16 protein-coding genes and 1 pseudogene are annotated in these 16,857 nt (G+C 63.3%); 7 read left to right on the forward strand and 10 right to left on the reverse strand.

What is annotated here, in order from left to right; genetic code table 11:
- The coding region (xdhC, locus tag EOA85_RS08840) for a xanthine dehydrogenase accessory protein XdhC (protein WP_245485646.1) at positions 1-797 on the forward strand (797 nt) is incomplete at its 5' end.
- Positions 798-822: 25 nt separating this feature from the next.
- Here xdhC and EOA85_RS08845 read toward each other — a convergent pair.
- The 3 genes from EOA85_RS08845 to EOA85_RS08855 all read right to left on the reverse strand — a co-directional run bounded on the left by EOA85_RS08845 (position 823) and on the right by EOA85_RS08855 (position 4,109).
- Positions 823-2,094 carry an LLM class flavin-dependent oxidoreductase gene (locus tag EOA85_RS08845; RefSeq protein WP_127209121.1) on the reverse strand — a complete coding sequence of 424 codons (1,272 nt, stop codon included), beginning with the start codon at positions 2,092-2,094 and terminating at the stop codon, positions 823-825.
- Positions 2,091-3,113 (reverse strand): LLM class flavin-dependent oxidoreductase, encoded by a 1,023-nt coding sequence (locus EOA85_RS08850; protein ID WP_127209122.1) that lies wholly within the window; start codon positions 3,111-3,113, stop codon positions 2,091-2,093. Before EOA85_RS08850 ends, EOA85_RS08845 begins: the two co-directional genes overlap by 4 nt.
- A 75-nt stretch (positions 3,114-3,188) precedes the next feature.
- Positions 3,189-4,109, reverse strand: coding sequence for a LysR family transcriptional regulator (locus EOA85_RS08855; RefSeq protein ID WP_127209123.1), 921 nt, complete (start codon positions 4,107-4,109; stop codon positions 3,189-3,191).
- 139 nt (positions 4,110-4,248) lie between these two features.
- Between EOA85_RS08855 and EOA85_RS08860 the strand changes: the two genes are divergently transcribed.
- Genes EOA85_RS08860 through EOA85_RS08880 form a run of 5 tightly spaced genes read left to right on the forward strand, consistent with a single transcriptional unit; the run spans position 4,249 to position 9,362 of the window.
- The gene (locus EOA85_RS08860) at positions 4,249-5,466 is read left to right on the forward strand and encodes a urate hydroxylase PuuD (protein WP_127209124.1); all 1,218 of its coding nucleotides are present in this window, start codon (positions 4,249-4,251) and stop codon (positions 5,464-5,466) included.
- 2 nt (positions 5,467-5,468) lie between these two features.
- Entirely contained in the window at positions 5,469-6,794 is a 1,326-nt protein-coding gene (gene guaD / locus EOA85_RS08865; RefSeq protein ID WP_127209125.1) for a guanine deaminase, read from the forward strand.
- Positions 6,795-6,844: 50 nt separating this feature from the next.
- Entirely contained in the window at positions 6,845-7,549 is a 705-nt protein-coding gene (locus EOA85_RS08870; protein WP_281033717.1) for an aspartate/glutamate racemase family protein, read from the forward strand.
- 47 nt (positions 7,550-7,596) lie between these two features.
- A complete protein-coding gene (locus EOA85_RS08875) occupies positions 7,597-8,100 on the forward strand; it encodes a heme-degrading domain-containing protein (RefSeq protein WP_127209126.1) in 504 nt (167 codons plus the stop codon).
- The gene (locus EOA85_RS08880) at positions 8,097-9,362 is read left to right on the forward strand and encodes a glycerate kinase (RefSeq protein ID WP_127209127.1); all 1,266 of its coding nucleotides are present in this window, start codon (positions 8,097-8,099) and stop codon (positions 9,360-9,362) included. Before EOA85_RS08875 ends, EOA85_RS08880 begins: the two co-directional genes overlap by 4 nt.
- A 2-nt stretch (positions 9,363-9,364) precedes the next feature.
- On the opposite strand, the gene EOA85_RS08885 is transcribed toward EOA85_RS08880, so the two are convergent.
- The 3 genes from EOA85_RS08885 to EOA85_RS08895 form a co-directional block, all read right to left on the reverse strand.
- Positions 9,365-10,105: a UdgX family uracil-DNA binding protein gene (locus tag EOA85_RS08885; protein WP_281033716.1), complete on the reverse strand. Its 741-nt coding sequence runs from the start codon at positions 10,103-10,105 to the stop codon at positions 9,365-9,367.
- Between the two features lie 71 nt (positions 10,106-10,176).
- The gene (locus EOA85_RS08890) at positions 10,177-11,562 is read right to left on the reverse strand and encodes a glutamine synthetase family protein (protein ID WP_127209129.1); all 1,386 of its coding nucleotides are present in this window, start codon (positions 11,560-11,562) and stop codon (positions 10,177-10,179) included.
- 49 nt (positions 11,563-11,611) lie between these two features.
- Positions 11,612-12,994 carry an aspartate aminotransferase family protein gene (locus EOA85_RS08895; protein ID WP_127209130.1) on the reverse strand — a complete coding sequence of 461 codons (1,383 nt, stop codon included), beginning with the start codon at positions 12,992-12,994 and terminating at the stop codon, positions 11,612-11,614.
- Positions 12,995-13,159: 165 nt separating this feature from the next.
- On the opposite strand from EOA85_RS08895, the gene EOA85_RS08900 reads away from it, so the two are divergent.
- Entirely contained in the window at positions 13,160-13,612 is a 453-nt protein-coding gene (locus tag EOA85_RS08900) for a hypothetical protein (RefSeq protein WP_127209131.1), read from the forward strand.
- An 11-nt stretch (positions 13,613-13,623) separates the two neighbouring features.
- Here EOA85_RS08900 and EOA85_RS08905 read toward each other — a convergent pair whose 3' ends face one another.
- The 4 genes and pseudogenes from EOA85_RS08905 to EOA85_RS08920 form a co-directional block, all read right to left on the reverse strand.
- Positions 13,624-14,598 carry a WD40 repeat domain-containing protein gene (locus tag EOA85_RS08905; RefSeq protein WP_127209132.1) on the reverse strand — a complete coding sequence of 325 codons (975 nt, stop codon included), beginning with the start codon at positions 14,596-14,598 and terminating at the stop codon, positions 13,624-13,626.
- Between the two features lie 121 nt (positions 14,599-14,719).
- Positions 14,720-15,245: pseudogene (locus EOA85_RS38780) on the reverse strand (GNAT family N-acetyltransferase).
- Entirely contained in the window at positions 15,242-15,520 is a 279-nt protein-coding gene (locus EOA85_RS08915; RefSeq protein ID WP_127209136.1) for a DUF1778 domain-containing protein, read from the reverse strand. Before EOA85_RS08915 ends, EOA85_RS38780 begins: the two are co-directional and overlap by 4 nt.
- 73 nt (positions 15,521-15,593) lie before the next feature.
- Entirely contained in the window at positions 15,594-16,652 is a 1,059-nt protein-coding gene (locus EOA85_RS08920) for a GTP-binding protein (protein WP_127209133.1), read from the reverse strand.
- Positions 16,653-16,857: the final 205 nt, after the last annotated feature.

The raw sequence follows: 16,857 nt of genomic DNA on the forward strand, positions 1-16,857 counted from the left end.
CGAACGCCCGGAGCCATAGCGAAGGGCAGGCCGCGAAGCGGCCAGAGGGCGTCGTCTCAGAAGGCATCGCCAGAGCGTCGAGCACTGCCGCGGCGATCCCACCCGACGGCTTCGCCGCCGCCCTCCCCTCAAGGGGGAAGGATGTCAGCGCCACGCTCGATATCCCGCTCGGACCCGAAATCGGCCAGTGCTGCGGCGGCAGGGTCGAGGTGTCGATCCGGCTGGTCGACGCTGCGTTGGCGCAAGAGCTGATTGCGGCCGCGGAAGCCGAGGAGGCTCAACTGCCGCATGTTTACATCTTTGGTGGTGGTCATGTCGGCCAGGCGTTGGCCTCGGCGGTGGCCTTGCTGCCGGTCCGTGTCGTCGTTGTCGAGACGCGGGTCGAGGCGCTGGAGGGCATGCCGGACACGGTCGAAACCAGCCTGACGCCAATGCCCGAGGCTGTGGTGCGCGAGGCTCCGCCCGGGAGCGCCTTCGTCGTCCTCACCCACGACCACGCGCTGGATTTCCTGATCGCCACCGAGGCGCTGAAACGCCGGGATGCCGCCTATGTCGGCATGATCGGCTCGAAGACCAAAAAGGCGACGTTCAGGAGCTGGTTCCTGAAGTCAACGGACGGCAGCGAGGCGGAATTTGCCCGCCTGGTCTCGCCGATCGGCGGCGAAACGGTCAAGGACAAGCGCCCGCAGGTGATCGCGGCACTGGCCGCCGCCGAGATCATGACGGCGCTGGCCGCGCATGCCACGGCGTCGGCCGCTCCGCACCCCGCCTCTCGTGGCAAGGCAATGGCCGGCTGACAGCCAAGCGCCTACAGCCTGCTGCTCACATCGGCCGTTTCATACCCAGATGGTCGCGCAGCGTGCTGCCTTCATAGTCGGTGCGGAACAGGCCGCGCCGCTGCAGCTCCGGCACGACAAGCACGGCAAAGGCATCAAGCTCGCCAGGAAAATAGGACGGCATAACGTTGAAGCCGTCTGCCGCGCCACCCTCGAAGCGTGCCTCGAGCTCGTCGGCGATCTGGGCCGGCGTTCCGACGACGCGCCAGTGGCCGCGAGCGCCGGCGAAATGGCGGGCAAGCTGGCGAATCGAAAGGTTGCCGCGGCGCGACTGCTCGATGACCAGCGCCTGCCGGCTCTGCATGCCTTCGCTGGCCGGCAGCTCCGGCAGCGGCCCATCTATGGGATAGCGCCACAGATCGGAAATGCTGAGATAGCTGGACAGCAACGCCACGCCGACATCGTCGGGGATCAGCTCCTGCAGCTCCTCATATTTGGCCGTGGCTTCCGCTTCGGTTGCCGCCACGACCGGCGCGACGCCCGGCATGATCTTGATGTCGTCCGGCTCGCGCCCATAGGTCGCCAGACGCCCCTTGAGATCATCGTAGAAGGCCTTCGCTTCCTCATATGTCTGCGCCGCCGTGAACACGACGTCGGCGGTCTGGGCGGCAAGATCCCTGCCCTCGTCCGATGCTCCGGCCTGAACCATGACTGGTGCGCCCTGGGGCGAGCGCGGCAGATCGAGTGGGTCCCGCACTGAAAAGCTTCTGCCGTCGTGACCAGGTCCGGAAACCCCGTCCAGCTTGCCTTGCCAGAGTGCGGTAACCACGGCAGCGAATTCTCGCGCGCGCTCATAACGGTCGGCGTGCGGGCGCAGGCCGGTCGCGCCGAAATTAGCAGCTTCGATGTGGCTGGCCGAGGTGACAAGGTTCCAGCCGGCACGGCCGCCACTCAGATGATCGAGCGACAAGAAGGTCCGCGCCAACCCGTAAGGCTCGGTATAGCTCGTCGATGCCGTGGATACGAGGCCGATGCGGCTGGTCTGGGTCGCGAGAGCCGAAAGCAGGCTGATCGGTTCGAAGCCGATCGAGCGCGACGTCTGGCTGGCGATGTTGATATCGGCCTCGCGCACGCCGGCGGCGTCCTCGCAGAAGATCATGTCGAATTTCGCCGCCTCCGCCGTTCGCGCCAGCTGGATGTAGTGCTCGATGTCGACGCCTGCCGTCACATGCGCTTTTGGGTGGCGCCAGGCGGCAATGTGGTGGCCTGTTGCCCACAGGAACGCCCCGAGCTTCATCTGACGTCGATGGGCGGTCATCGTTCATCTCCCCCAGCAAGTCCGAGATGGGAGCGCAGCGTCGCGCCGGGATAATCCGACCGGAGAAGGCCGCGACGGCGAAGCTCCGGCAGCACGAGGTCGACGAAATCGTCGAGCACAGATAGCGCCGGTGGCATGAGTATGTTGAAACCATCGCAGCTTTTCGATCGGAAGGGCTCTTCGAGCCTATCCGCGATCAGGTCCGGCCTGGCGGCCATGTCAGCACCCGGCGCGACGGTCATCAGCACCTTTGTCGCGCCAGGACTGCGCCCGAACGCAAGCGCGTGGCGCTTCAGATCGTCGGGCTTCGCGCCCGCGATCGATGGCTCGTCCAGCAGGATGACATCGGCGAAGCGGGCGGCGATCTCCATGTCGGGCTCCGACAGGCCTGACATGACGAGCACCGGCATATCCTGCGGCGAGCGTGCAACGTTCAGTGGCCCGCGCACAGAGAAAAACTCGCCCTTGTGGTCGAGCAGGTGCATCTTTTCGGGATCGAAGAAGCGGCCGCCGCGCTGGTCGAACAGCAGGGCATCCGCATCCCAACCTCTCCACAAGCCCCGCACGATCCCGATGAATTCTTCCGCGCGTCGGCGGAAATCGTCGCGGGAAAACCCTTCCGGACGGCTGAAATTGGTCGCCTCGCGCGGATCGGGGACCATGCTTGCGTGCCACCCGGCACGGCCATGGCTGATGACGTCGAGCGATGCGAAACGGCGCGCGAGGTTGTAGGGCTGGTGGGCGACCGTCGACGCCGCGGCGACGAGGCCGATCCTGCTGGTAATCGTCGCAAGCGCTGCCAGCAGGGTCGTCGCTTCGAAGGGCACTTGCCGGTTCGGTGCGTCGCCGCCTGCAGCCGGCGCGGAATCGGCAAGCAGCACCATATCCAGCCCGGCCGCCTCGGCCTTTTGCACAAACCGGGCCAAAAGAGTGAAATCCGGACCGGCGTCGGATGGAGGGGAAAGAGCGCTTTCCGGAAACAGTGAAACGGCGAGATGCATTTTGGCACCGCTGGCCATCGGTCTTCCCTGGTGAGTCAATTCCGCAGGGACTATCTTCGCCGGCTTGACGGGACGCAACCGGCCAGCCGGCGATCATTTGCCTGCCAGAATATCCTTGATCAGCCGTTGGCAGCGCTCGGCCATGAAATCGAGCAGCAGCCGCACCTTCGGGTCCTGCAGCTTCTTGTGCGGGTAGACGGCGGCGAACTGCACCGGTGTCGGCGGCGTGTCGGGCAGGATCACCTTCAGCCGCCGGTCGCGGATGAACGGCTCAACCTCGAAGCGCGGCTTGTTGATGATGCCGCGGCCGGACAGCGCCCAGCCGGTCAGCACGTCGCCATCGTCGGTGTCATAAGGCCCATGCACTTCGAATTTCCGCGGGCCGTCAACCGTCTGCAGCGTCCAGACGTATTCGCGCGCGCCGGAATAGCGAAGCATCAGGCAGTCGTGCTTCTTGCCGATCAATTCCTGCGGTTCGGTCGGCTCACCGCGCGCCTCAAGATATTTCGGCGCCGCCACCAGCACACGCTCGCACTCCATGATGCCGCGCATCCTGAGGCTGGAGTCCTCGATGATACCGAGCCGGAAGGCAACGTCGATGCCTTCCTTCATAATGTCGACATTGTGGTCTGAAAGCCTCAGCCGCACCTCGATATCAGGGTATTTGTCGTGGAAATCTGGGATGCCCGAGGCCACCAGACGCCGGCCGAGGCCGAGCGGCGCTGTCACCTTGATGGTGCCGCGCGGCTGGCCTGACAACGCGCTGACCGCGGCCTCCGCCTCGGTGACCGCCTCAAGCACTTGCTTGGCGCCGGAGTAGAACACCGTGCCGTGCTCGGTCGGCATTAATTGCCGCGTCGTGCGGTTGAACAGCCTGACACCAAGGTGCTTTTCGAGCTCCTTGATGCGGTTGGAGGCGACCGCCGGCGAAATGCGCATGTCGCGGCCCGCCGCCGATAGATTGCCAAGCTCGACGACGCGGACGAAAACGGCGATGTTGTCGAGGTAGGCCATGCGGCTTTATGGCTCTCATACGGCTGCGTAGGGATAACCCTAATATTTTCCATTTTTTTTTGAAAGTCATCGTGCAGCTCGGCCCTTTCCGTTTGCGCTCCAGTCCGTAAAGTCAGCCGATCGGCAGGGACGACTTTCAATGTTGGATTTCGCGATTTTCTGGGACTGGCTGAGTTTCGCCGTGCGCTGGCTGCATGTCGTCACCAGCATAGCCTGGATCGGTTCGTCCTTTTATTTCGTTGCGCTTGATCTCGGCTTGCGCCAGCGAGCGGGCATGCCCGTCGGCGCCTTCGGCGAGGAATGGCAGGTGCATGGCGGCGGGTTTTATCACATCCAGAAATATCTGGTGGCCCCGGCTGAAATGCCCGAGCACCTGACCTGGTTCAAATGGGAATCCTACGCCACCTGGCTGTCTGGCTTTGCCATGCTGTGCGTCGTCTACTATGCCGGGGCGGACCTCTTCCTGATCGATCCCAATGTGCTTGCCATGTCGGTGCCTACAGGCATCTTGCTGTCACTGGCGACGATCGGCGTCGGCTGGGTGGTCTACGATCTCTTATGCCGTTCGCCGCTTGGCAACAGCGACACCGGCCTGATGCTGGTGCTCTATGGCGTGCTGGTGTTCATCGCCTGGGGTCTTACCCACCTGTTCACCGGCCGCGCCGCCTTCCTGCATCTTGGCGCTATCACCGCAACGATCATGTCGGCCAATGTCTTCATGGTCATCATCCCGAACCAGAAGATCGTCGTCGCCGACCTGATCGCCGGCCGCAAGCCCGACCCGAAATACGGCAAGATTGCCAAGCAGCGCTCGCTGCACAACAATTACCTGACGCTGCCCGTTTTGTTCTTGATGCTGTCGAACCACTACCCGCTGGCGTTCGGCACCGAGTTCAACTGGGTGATCGCCTCGCTGGTTTTCACCATCGGCGTGCTGATCCGGCACTATTTCAACACGATGCATGCGCGCAAGGGTAACCCGACCTGGACCTGGCTGGCTGCGGCCGTCCTGTTCGTCGCCATCATGTGGCTGTCAACGGTGCCGAAAGTGCTGACCGGCGAAGTCAAGGCGACCTCTGCGGCACAGGTCTATGTCGCCTCGGCGCACTTTCCCGCAGTGCGCGACACCGTGCTTGGCCGCTGCTCGATGTGTCATGCGCGGGAGCCATCCTACGAGGGCATCTATTACGCGCCGAAAGGTGTGATGCTCGACACCGACGCCGGTATCGCCGAGCAAGCCCGCGAGATCTACCTGCAGGCCGGCCGCAGCCACGCGATGCCGCCCGCCAACGTCACCCATATCACCGACAAGGAGCGGGCGCTGCTGGTGGCATGGTTCGAGCAGGCAGGGGAATAAGCATGACCAGCACGCTCCTGCGCGGCCGCACGCTGTCTTTCCTGCGCTGGCCTGAGACCGTCGACGACCATTCCGCCTGGCGCTACGAGGATGACGGCGGCCTGCTGCTCCGCGACGGCAGGATCGTTGCCGCGGGCGCCTACGCCGACGTCGAGAAAAAAGCTGATGAAGGCGTAAAAAAGATCGACCACCGCCCGCACCTGCTGCTGCCTGGTTTCATCGACGCGCATGCGCATTTTCCGCAGATGCAGGTCATCGCTTCCTATGGCGCGGAACTGCTCGACTGGCTGAACACTTACACCTTTCCCGAGGAAACCAAATTCCAGAACGCACAGCATGGCCGCCGCATCGCCAGGCTGTTCCTCGACGAGATGTTGCGTCATGGCACGACGACCGTCGCCGCCTATTGCTCGGTCCACAGGGAATCGGCCGAAGCGTTCTTCGCCGAGTCGCATGACCGCAACATGCTGAACATCGCCGGCAAAGTGATGATGGATCGCAACGCGCCGGAGGGCGTGCTCGACACGCCGCAATCGGCCTATGACCACAGCAAGGCGCTGATCGCCGAATGGCACGGCAAGGGGCGCCAGCACTATGCCATCACACCGCGCTTCGCCATCACCTCATCACCCGAGCAGTTGGAGATGGCGCGCGCGCTCTGCCGCGAATATCCCGATCTGCACATGCAGACGCATCTGTCGGAAAACCACGCCGAGATCGCCTTTACGCTGCAACTTTACCCACAGGCACGCGACTATACCGATGTTTACGAGCATTATGGGCTGCTCGGGCGCAAAAGCCTGTTCGGCCACTGCATCCATCTGTCGGAACGCGAGGCGGATGCGCTTTCGGACACGGGCTCGGTGGCCGTGTTCTGCCCGACCTCGAACCTGTTCCTCGGCTCGGGCTTGTTCGACTATCAGCGCTACCGCACGCGTGACAAAGCCCTGCGCATCGCTGCCGCCACCGATGTCGGCGGCGGCACCAATTACTCGATGCTGCGCACCATGGATGAGGGCTACAAGGTGGTCGCGCTGAACGGCGAGAAGCTCAACCCGTACCAGTCGTTCTGGCAGCTCACCCGCGGCAATGCCGAGGCGCTGTCGGTCGTGGACAGGATCGGCACGCTCGACCAAGGCAGCGATGCCGACATCATCGTCCTCGACGCCCGCGCCACGCCGGCCATGCGGCTGCGGATGGAGACGGCGGACACGCTGGCGGAGGAACTGTTTCTGCTGCAGACACAGGGCGACGACCGCGCCGTGCGCGAGGTCTATGTCGCCGGACGTGCGATGAAAAGCAATCTGGGACTTAACGTCGGGCTATGAAGTAATCGATGGGTTCAAGCATGACAGTGCGCCAGTCCAAGCTGATCGGAATGGTCGGAGGAATGAGCTGGGAGTCGAGCGCCCTCTACTACCGGCTGCTGAACGCGGCCGCACATCGCCGGCTTGGCGGCCATCACAATGCGCGTTCCGTGCTGTTCACGCTCGATTTCGACGAACTTAACACCATGGCTTCCATGGGTCGATGGGATAGCGTCAGTGAAAGAGTTGCCGAGGCCGCGCGGTGCCTGGAATGGGCCGGGGCAGACTTCGTGATCATCACGGCGGTAACCCCGCACTCGGTTGCAGATCAAGTTGAGGCGGCGATTGGTATCCCGTTGCTCCATCTGGCCGATCCGACTGCAGTTGCGATCCGCAACCGGGGTTTCTCGCGCGTCGGACTTTTGGGAACCCGATACACGATGGAGATGGATTTCTTCAGACAACGGCTCAGGGACCGTCATGGCCTCGACGTGATCACGCCGCTACAGGAGCAGCGCACCGCTCTGCACCGGATCATCGTTGACGAGCTGACCCTGGGCGCCGTCAAGAACGCCTCCAAGGCGGCGCTCCTGCAAATGGCGCGTGATCTCCAGGCCCGTGGCGCGGAAGCGATCATCGTCGGCTGCACCGAACTGCCGCTTCTGCTCGACACGGACGACTATCCTTTGCCAGCCTTCGACGTAACGGTTCTTCATGCCGAGGCCGCGGTCGATCTGGCGCTGGAGACGGATCCGCGTGAAGCATCCGAGGCTTGACCCGGCGGCAACCATCGGTCAAAGCGTGGAGTTGACAGGGGAACGACATGGCCGTTGCGGACGATATCGCTCTGATCCAGAAACAGGAAGCCGAGCTTGTCTTCCCGGCCTTTGATGAGGCTGTCGCCTTCAAGATCGGCTCGGCGATCCGCGACCGGGCACTAGCCGAGAGTCTGCCGATCATCGTCGATATCAGAACCTTCGACCGGCCGCTGTTCTACGCGGCAATGCCGGGCTCGAACGCCTCCAATCCGGATTGGGCGCGGCGCAAGATCAACGTAGTGCGGCGGTTCCTGAAAAGCACCTACCGCATGGTGCTGGAGCAGCAGCGTCCCGACCGCAGCTTCAAGCCGGGCGAGGGGCTCGACATATCAGACTACGTGCTGGCCGGCGGCGGTTTTCCAGTCACGGTCAAGGGCGCCGGTGTGATCGGTGTGATTGCGGTCTCGGGCCTGCCGGAGCGCGAGGATCACGGCGTCGTCGTCGATGCGCTGTGCAGCCATCTCGGCGTCGACGGGTGCGAACTGGCACTGCCGCCGGAAGCAAAATGACCGAGATCGATCCCAAGACCTTCCTCACCGCCATCTTCAATGCCGCCGTCGCCGCTGCCGATCCCCAGAGGACCATCAGGGATCACCTGCCGGCAAGGCCGAAAGGGCGCACTATCGTCGTCGGTGCCGGCAAGGGTTCGGCGCAGATGGCGGCGGCTTTCGAGAAGGTGTGGGACGGGCCGATCGAAGGGCTGGTCGTCACCCGCTACGGCTACGCTGCGGCATCCCAGCGCATCGAGATCATCGAGGCGGCACATCCGGTGCCGGACGTCGCAGGGCTCGAAGCGTCGCGCCGGCTGCTCGAAAAAGTTCAGGGGCTGACCGCGGATGATCTGGTCGTGGCGCTCATTTCCGGCGGGGGGTCGGCGCTGCTGCCGGCGCCCGCGGAAGGTCTGACGCTGGCCGACGAGATCGCCGTCAACGAGGCGCTGCTCGCCTCCGGCGCGCCGATCGCCGCCATGAACACTATCTGCAAGCATGTTTCCATTATCAAGGGCGGTAGATTGGCCGCGGCCGCCTATCCGGCCAAGGTGATGTCGCTGGTCGTCTCCGACATTCCGGGCGACAATCCGGCGCTGGTCGCTTCCGGTCCGACCGTTCCCGATTCGGGCAGCCGCCAAGAGGCGCTGGCATCGATCGCCGCCTATGGCATGAAACTGCCGGCTGCGGTGATGGCGCACATCAATTCGCCGGCCGCAGATGCGCCGCGCGCCGACGATTCGCGTTTTTCGCGCAACGAAGTGCATCTGATCGCCTCGGCCGGCGTATCGCTGGAAGCGGCTGCAGCCGAAGCCAGGCGCCATGGCATCGAGGCGGTCATCCTCTCCGATTCCATCGAGGGCGAGGCACGCGAGGTCGGCGGTGTCCACGCTGCGATCGCCCGCGAAGTCGCGACGCGCAACCGGCCCTTCCGAAAGCCCGTGTTGGTCTTGTCTGGTGGAGAGACGACGGTGACTTTGCGGGCAAAAGGCAAGGGCGGCCGTAACAGCGAGTTCCTGCTCGCCTTCGCTATCGGCATCAGCGGCATGGATGGCATCCACGCGCTGGCCGCTGACACCGACGGCATCGACGGCTCTGAGGACAATGCCGGCGCCTTCGCCGATGGCTCGACGGTGTCGCGGATGCGGGCGACGGGCGTCGATGCTAAGGCCATGCTCGCTGGCAACAATGCCTGGACGGCATTCAACGTCGTCGGCGATCTTTTTATGCCCGGCCCGACCGGGACGAATGTCAATGACTTAAGGGCGATCCTGATCAGATAGGTTCAGGCCGCCATCAGCTTTTTTACCGCCTTCATGTCCTGCAGGAACCGCTCGCGCTCGGCCTGTTTGTCCGCCGGCTCGCGAATACGCAGGATGAAGGACGGGTGGATGGTGACGAACACACGCAAGCCATCGTCGCGCTCCACGACCTCGCCGCGCATCTTCATGATCGGCACGACCTTGCCGAGCAGCGACTGCGCCGCTGTTGCGCCGAGCGCCACCGCCAGATTGGGCTTGATCATTTCGAGCTCCTTGTCGAGCCACCAGCGGCAGGCCTGCACCTCGCCGGCATTTGGCTTGGAGTGGATGCGCCGCTTGCCGCGCGGCTCGAATTTGAAATGCTTGACCGCGTTGGTGACATAGATTTTCAACCGGTCGACGCCGGCATCCTCAAGGATGGCGTCGAAGACCTTGCCCGCCGGCCCGACGAAGGGTTTGCCGGCCAAATCCTCCTGGTCGCCAGGCTGTTCACCGACGAAGATCACCTTGGCCTTGTCAGGCCCTTCGCCGAACACGGTCTGTGTTGCATTGCGCCAAAGCGGGCAGCGGCGGCAGGCTTTCGCCACTTCGCTGAGTTCGGGAATAGATCTTGCGTCGTCGCCTTCCGTCGTCTCAGGCAATTCAGGCTTCGGCCAGCGTCTTGCCTGCACCTTAGCGTGGTGTGGCGTGGGATTTGTCTGCATCCTGGCGATCATGGCTGATGCGGCCTTGTCCGCTGCTGCGATCAGACACGCAATGAGCAAAGCCCGCGGAAGGTTCCGTTGAAATTACACACGTCTGCGCCTTCACCGGCGGATGGCCGACAACGCGATGCCTACACCTCGTGCAGATAGAGATGATAATCCAGTTCGCTGACCGTGCGCGCCACGCGCAGATATTCGGATTGCTTGATCGCCACAAATGTACGGTGCAGGTCTTCGCCCAGTGCGCCTTTGAGGAACGTCGACGCGCGCGCGGCCTCGATCGCGGCGCGCCAGTCCACCGGCATGGTCGTGCGCGTGATTGCCGATTCGTAGCCATTGCCGGTGGTTTCGGGGCCGGGATCGAGGCCTTCGTCGAGACCCTTAGTGATGCCGGCCAGCACAGTTGCCGCTACCAGATAGGGGTTGGCGTCGACGCCCGACGGCCGGTGCTCGATACGCCGGTTTTTCGCATCACCCGCCGGCACGCGCAGCGCCACCGAGCGGTTGTTGACGCCCCAGGTCGGCGCCACCGGCGCATAGGATTGCGAAACGAAACGCCGCCATGAATTGGCGTGCGGCGCAAACACCAGCATCGATTCGGCCATGGTCTGGATGAGGCCGCCAAGGCCGCGCAGCAGCGGCAAGGACCAAGTCTCGCCGCTAGCCTCAGTGAAGACGTTCTTGCCGGCGTTGTCCCGCAGCGAGACATGGAAATGCATGCCAGAGCCGGCATATTTCTCGATCGGCTTGGCCATGAAGCAAGCGGTGACGCCGTGGCGGCGCGCCTGTGCCCGCACCAGCCGCTTCAGCATGACGAGGTCGTCGGCCGCCCGGATCACATCGTTGCGGTAGTTCAGTGTCAATTCGTACTGGCCGGGCGCATATTCGGAAATGACAGTCTCGGCCGGGATGCCTTGCACCTTGGCCGCGGCATAGATGTCGGAAAACAGTGGTTCCATGCCGTGCAGATGGTCGACGGAATAGACCTCGGTCTTGGCCGAGCGTCGGCCGTCGAGCACCGCGTGTGCCGGCTGCACCTTGCCGTCGGCGTCGCGCTCGTTGGCGAGCAGGAAGAATTCGAGCTCGAAGGCGCCGGCCGGATGCAGGCCCTTGGCCGCCAGTATCTCCACCTGACGGGCCAGCGCCAGCCGCGGATCGGAGGACATGGGCTGACCGTCGAGTTGATACATCGCCATCAGCACCTGGCCGCGCGGCGGCTGTGTGCCGAACAGCGGCACCAGCGTGCCGGGGATCGGCCATGCCCGCAGGTCGCCGTCGCCGGTCGTCCAGATCAGCCCCGTCTCGTGAACGTCCTCGCCGGTGATGTCGAGACCGAGGATCGAGATCGGCATGTGCCGGCCGCCCTCGAAGATGCTCTTCAATTCGTGCCGGCGCACGATCTTGCCACGCCCGACGCCATTGGCGTCGGTCAGCACTATGTCGAACGCTTCGATTTCGGGATGGGCGTCGAGAAAGGTCTGCGCCTCGGCAGGCGTCGAGCCCGAAGGTGATGTCATAATGGCGTTCAAAATTTGCTTGTGCGCTTCTCTCATGTGCAAGCTTGTCTCATGCCGCGAGCCTTGCCGCAACCGCGCCGAAGGCGGTGATCAGGCGGTTGACCTGGGTGGCGCTGGTCGCCGGCGAGATCAGCATCATGTTGTGGAACGGCGCAATCAGCACGCCGCGATTGACCAGTGCGACATGGATAGCCGCTTCGAGCTCCGGCGCGTGCGCTGTTTCCGCCTCGCCGCCATTCCTCAGCGGGCCAGGTGCGCAGATGAACTCGACGCGCGCGCCGACTCGGGCAACATGCCAGGGCAGGCGGCAACGGTCGATGACGGCGGTCAGCCCTGCGTCGAGCCGCCGCGCCAGATGGTCCATATGGTCGTAGTTCTCCTCGGTCATCACCTCTTCGAGCGTGGCGCGCATTGCCGCGAACTGCAGCGGATTGGCCGACAGCGTCGTACCCATGCCGGAATAGCCTGGTTCCTTGGCGCTGATATAGTGGGTATAGCGGCTGGCGACGTCTTCGCTCATCCCCCACACGCTGGCCGGCACGCCACCGGCGATTGGCTTGCCGAGCACGAACAGGTCCGGCTGCAAGCCGTGTTTCCTGGTGTAGCCGCCCGGACCGGTCGAGATCGTGTGCGTCTCGTCGATCAGCAGCAGGGTGCCGGTTGCGCGGGTGAGACGGCGTAGCGCGTCGTGGAAGCCGGGTTCGGGCAGCACCATGCAGGAATTGGTCAGCACCGGCTCGGTGATGACGCAGGCGATATCCTTATTCCGGAGCACGGCCTCGAGTGCCGGCACATCGTTGAACTCGATGACATCGGTCGTCCGGGTAAGGTCGCGGAATTCGCCGGCCAGTCCCGGCCGGTTGGCCGGTCTGCCGCCGACCAGCCGCACCATCGTCTCGTCAACCGAGCCGTGATGGCAGCCGTTGAAGACCAGGATCTTTTCCCGGCCGGTGATGGTGCGGGCGACGCGCAGCGCAAAACGATTAGCATCGGTCGCCGTCGTCGCAATCTGCCAGAACGGCAGGCCGAAGCGCTGTTGCAGCAACGGGCCGATCGCCACCGCATCTTCCGAAGGCAGCATGTAGGTGAGGCCGTGTCCGGCCTGCCGGCGGATGCCGCGCGCGACCGGCGGCGGCGAATGGCCGAACATCGAGCCGGTGTCGCCGAGGCAGAAATCGTCGAGCCGGTTGCCGTCGATATCGGTGATGATGGCGCCTCTGGCGCTGTCGACCAGGATCGGAAACGGCGTCGGCCAGTCGTTCATCCAGTGCATCGGCACGCCGCCGAAGAAGCCCGGCAGGCCATTGTCGGCCTTCGCTGCCGATTTCGGCCGCGCCTTACGGAAGGCTTCTGCTTCGGTCTCGCGCAAATCGGCGATGCGGGCGGCGCTAATGCCGCCGACGGAAGTCTTTGAATGGTCGATTGTATGCATGAAAGCCCCTCTCATACGTCACTCTGCCAATCGGCGTGCGGAACCGCAATTGGCCGCACAGTTGTCCTGCATTGGTTCAGCGGCCACGGTGAAGAGGACGGGCGCTTGACCTGAGCGCATCCTCCAGCATCAATGCGGATAGGGTTTGTGGCTGGGGAAAGAAAGATGCGGACGATCTTCTGTGCAACAACGCTGCTGTTATCGGCCGGCTCGGCCTTCGCCACCGGCGGCATCTGGTGCTCGGCCGAGGATGCAGCGGTGAAATTCCAGGTCGAAGCCGGCGTCACCAGAGGCATGGGCGGTCCAACGTTCAATTTCCGCGGCGATCTCGAAATTCTCGGCAGACCCGTCGGCGACGATTTGCGCAAGACAGTGTTCGAGGATTCCAACCTCACGCAATACTGGCTCGACGGCAAGGAATTGCGGCTGCTCGTCTATCGCGAGCACGAGGTCGCAAACACCTACAGCTCTGTCGAACTGACGATCGTGACCAAGTCCAGTGAAGAAGGCAACTATGACGGGCGCTATTCGCTCGCCATCTATGAGGGCACGGCTGACACGGGTGGCGATGGCATGCCTGCCGCGTTGACCGGCAAAGTCTCCTGCGGGGCCGAGTAGAGAACTCCCGGTTATGCGGAAATATCGATGACGCCGCAATCGCCGGCGGCACTGCCGAAGGCGACGCGGCGTTCCTCCCTATCCCACATCACCGAGGTGATGGCGCCCTTGCCCGGTCGGCGCAGAAGCACCTCTTTGGCGTCAGCGAAACGCACCGCCATCACCATGCCGTCGTCATAGCCGATGGCGACGACATCCTGGCTTGGATGGCAGGCGACCGAGGTCACCATGGCGTTGCCGCGCGTGCCGAGTTCCAGCGGCGCCTTGCCCATCGGCCCGTCCTTGCCCGAAAACGGCCAGACGATCGCCGCCGGTGCGCCGGAACTGGCCAGCCATTTTCCCTTGGCGCTCCACGACAGGCTTTTGACTTTGCCGGGATAGCCGCTCATGCGCATGTGCTTGCCGTCGGCCAGCTTCCAGCCATGTAGGGCGTTCTCCTGCATGGTAGTGACGAGGAAGGCGCCATCCGGCGAGAAGGTGATGCCGGTATGGGCGCCGGCCCAGTCCAGCTCGACTGGCTTGCCGTCCGCCGCCGGAAAATGCAGCGTCGCGCCATTGTAGCGGGCGACGCCGAAGCGCATGCCCTTGGGCGAGAACGCCAGCCCTTCTACCGAACGCGGATGCATGAATTCTTTAGTCTTGCCGTCGGCAAAGCGCACAAAGGCGATTTTGCCCGAGGCATAGGCCACGGCGCCTTGTGGTCCGGCGGCGACGCTGGTGATCCATTTTTTCCCGGCGCTTGCCAATTCTGACGCATTGCCGCCGGCGATAACCGAAAAAATCTTGCCGTCCTCGCCGCCGGTGATCAGCCGGTCGTTGGCCGCATCGTGGAACGCGGCGAGCAGCCCGTCATTGGCATGCGCCGTCTTGTGGCCATGGTCCAGCCGATGGATTGTGCCGTCGGCCAGTGCGAAATGCGGTACGTCGCCAAGGAAGACGGCGGCGATGCAATGACCCTGGAGATCAAGTGGGGCGACTGTGGGCATGGCTATCGTGGTTCACAGCTAGACGGGATTGCAGGGGCGGTTCAGGCGGCTTACTCGACGTTTGCGGTTCCGGCAACCATGAGGATCTGCATCGAAACCACAATTGTGGCGACTCCGATCGTCAAAACAGTCCCTTGGCCCGCAGACCAGCTGCGAAGGTCGCCAATGGCATCACCAAGGTCAAATCCTGGCCTTGGAGGCTCTCGGCACCATAGCTGGCATACAACCGTGCTGCCCGCTCGTTCTTGGCGTCGATGATGAGCAGGATGCCGCCGCCCTCACCTGCAAGCCGCAGGCAGCGCAACGCTGCGGCGGCTAGCAGCTGACCTCCGAGCCCTTGCCCGGCGACGGCGCGGGCGGTCGCAAGCCGGGCAAGCTTGAAGCCGGAACCTCGTGTCGCGCCAAGCCTCTCGTCATGGCGTCGGGCACTGCTTCATGAGCTACAGCGGAAGGGGCGATTGTATAGAAACCGAGGAGCCGGTCCGAAGCCGCGTTGTCGATTGCACAGAAGGTCTTGGCCGCGTTCTGATCGTGGCTCTGCCGCGCGAACCGCCGCAGAAATCGTTCATCTGCGCATCACCGCAACCGAAAGAAGCCCGATCGTGGCGTTTCGCAATCGACTCCTCGTGCCAGAACGGAAGCGTCACACAGTATCCGGCAAGGCAGCGATCGCCGCTCGCAACCTAGCGTTGGATTTCGGCGGGTTCTCAAGTAGGTCAAGGATGCGTGTGAAGTCGCGGTTGGACGCCCTCATCACCTCGGCAGCTTCGATCACGGCCTGCGCTTCGGGTACGATCTTGTCGAGGATGAAATCGGCCATGTCCTTGTGCGACAGCGCAGCTGCGCGGGCGATGATCGCCTTCTGTGCCGGTGGAATGCGTATCTGATAACGTTCGGTTTTATTGTCGGCGGATCTGGAGATAATCTGTCCTCTTTTGCACTTCTGTACACATGATATGTGTACAGAAGGCAGTAACCAACCCCTATTCGGTCCGTTACGCCTGGCAGGCGTCGAAGCTCTTCTTAAGGCGCTCGGCATCGAGCTCGCGGCCGATGAACACCAGCCGGCTCTCGTGCTTCTCGCCGTCCTTCCAGGCGCGCTGGTGGTCGCCCTCGATGATCATGTGGACGCCCTGGATAACGTAGCGCTCGTCATCGCCCTTGAGCGCGATGATGCCCTTCAGCCGCAGGATGTTCGGGCCTTCCACCTGGGTGATCTTCTCGATCCACGGGAAGAACTTCTTCGGGTCCATCTCGCCGCCGCGCAGCGACACCGATTGCACCGTCACGTCATGGATATCGGAAGGGTGCGTGTGATGATGGTGGTCATGCCCGTCATGGTGATGATGCCCATCATGATCGTGATGGTCATGGTCATGATGATCATGGTCGTCATGCGCCTCGAGGAAGTGCGGATCGTTCTCCAGCGCTCGGGAAAGATCGAAGGCGCCACGGTCGAGCACCTCGGACAGCGCCAGGCCGGCGCGGGTGGTGCGATGAATCCTGGCCGCCGGGTTTATCGCGCGGATCGTCGCCTCGACCTTGCTCAGTTCCTCCGGCGTGACGAGATCGGTCTTGTTGAGCACGACGACATCGGCAAAGGCGATCTGGTCCTCGGCTTCGCGGGAATCCTTCAGCCGCAACGGCAGGTGCTTGGCGTCGACCAGCGCCACCACGGCGTCGAGCCTGGTCTTGGAGCGCACATCGTCGTCCATGAAGAAGGTCTGCGCCACAGGCACCGGATCGGCGAGGCCGGTCGTCTCCACCACGATGGCGTCGAAACGGCCCGGCCGGCGCATCAGCCCCTCGACAACGCGGATCAGGTCGCCGCGCACCGTGCAGCAGACGCAGCCATTGTTCATCTCGTAGATTTCCTCGTCGGATTCCACGATCAGCTCGTTGTCGATGCCGATCTCGCCGAACTCATTGACGATGACGGCGTAGCGCTTGCCGTGGTTTTCCGAAAGGATGCGGTTGAGCAGCGTCGTCTTGCCGGCGCCGAGATAGCCGGTGAGAACGGTTACGGGGATCTGCGTCGTCTGTGCATCGCTCATGTTGGGCCTCGAAAAGGATTGTTGGCTCCATATAGGATGTGTGCCGTGCTTTTGCACGCGGCAAACCGATGGGCCAAACACCAACATTGCCGGCTTTCCCAACATCGCTGAACTTTCATTAGCGCTGGCGGATTTCACTGCCTAGATAAGAACAAGGCAGCTTGCTCGAAAGAAACCAAAAGAGGCGCCGAATGTCCGACAAACC

Source organism: Mesorhizobium sp. M5C.F.Ca.IN.020.29.1.1, from assembly GCF_003997375.1.
Classification (GTDB): domain Bacteria; phylum Pseudomonadota; class Alphaproteobacteria; order Rhizobiales; family Rhizobiaceae; genus Mesorhizobium; species Mesorhizobium wenxiniae.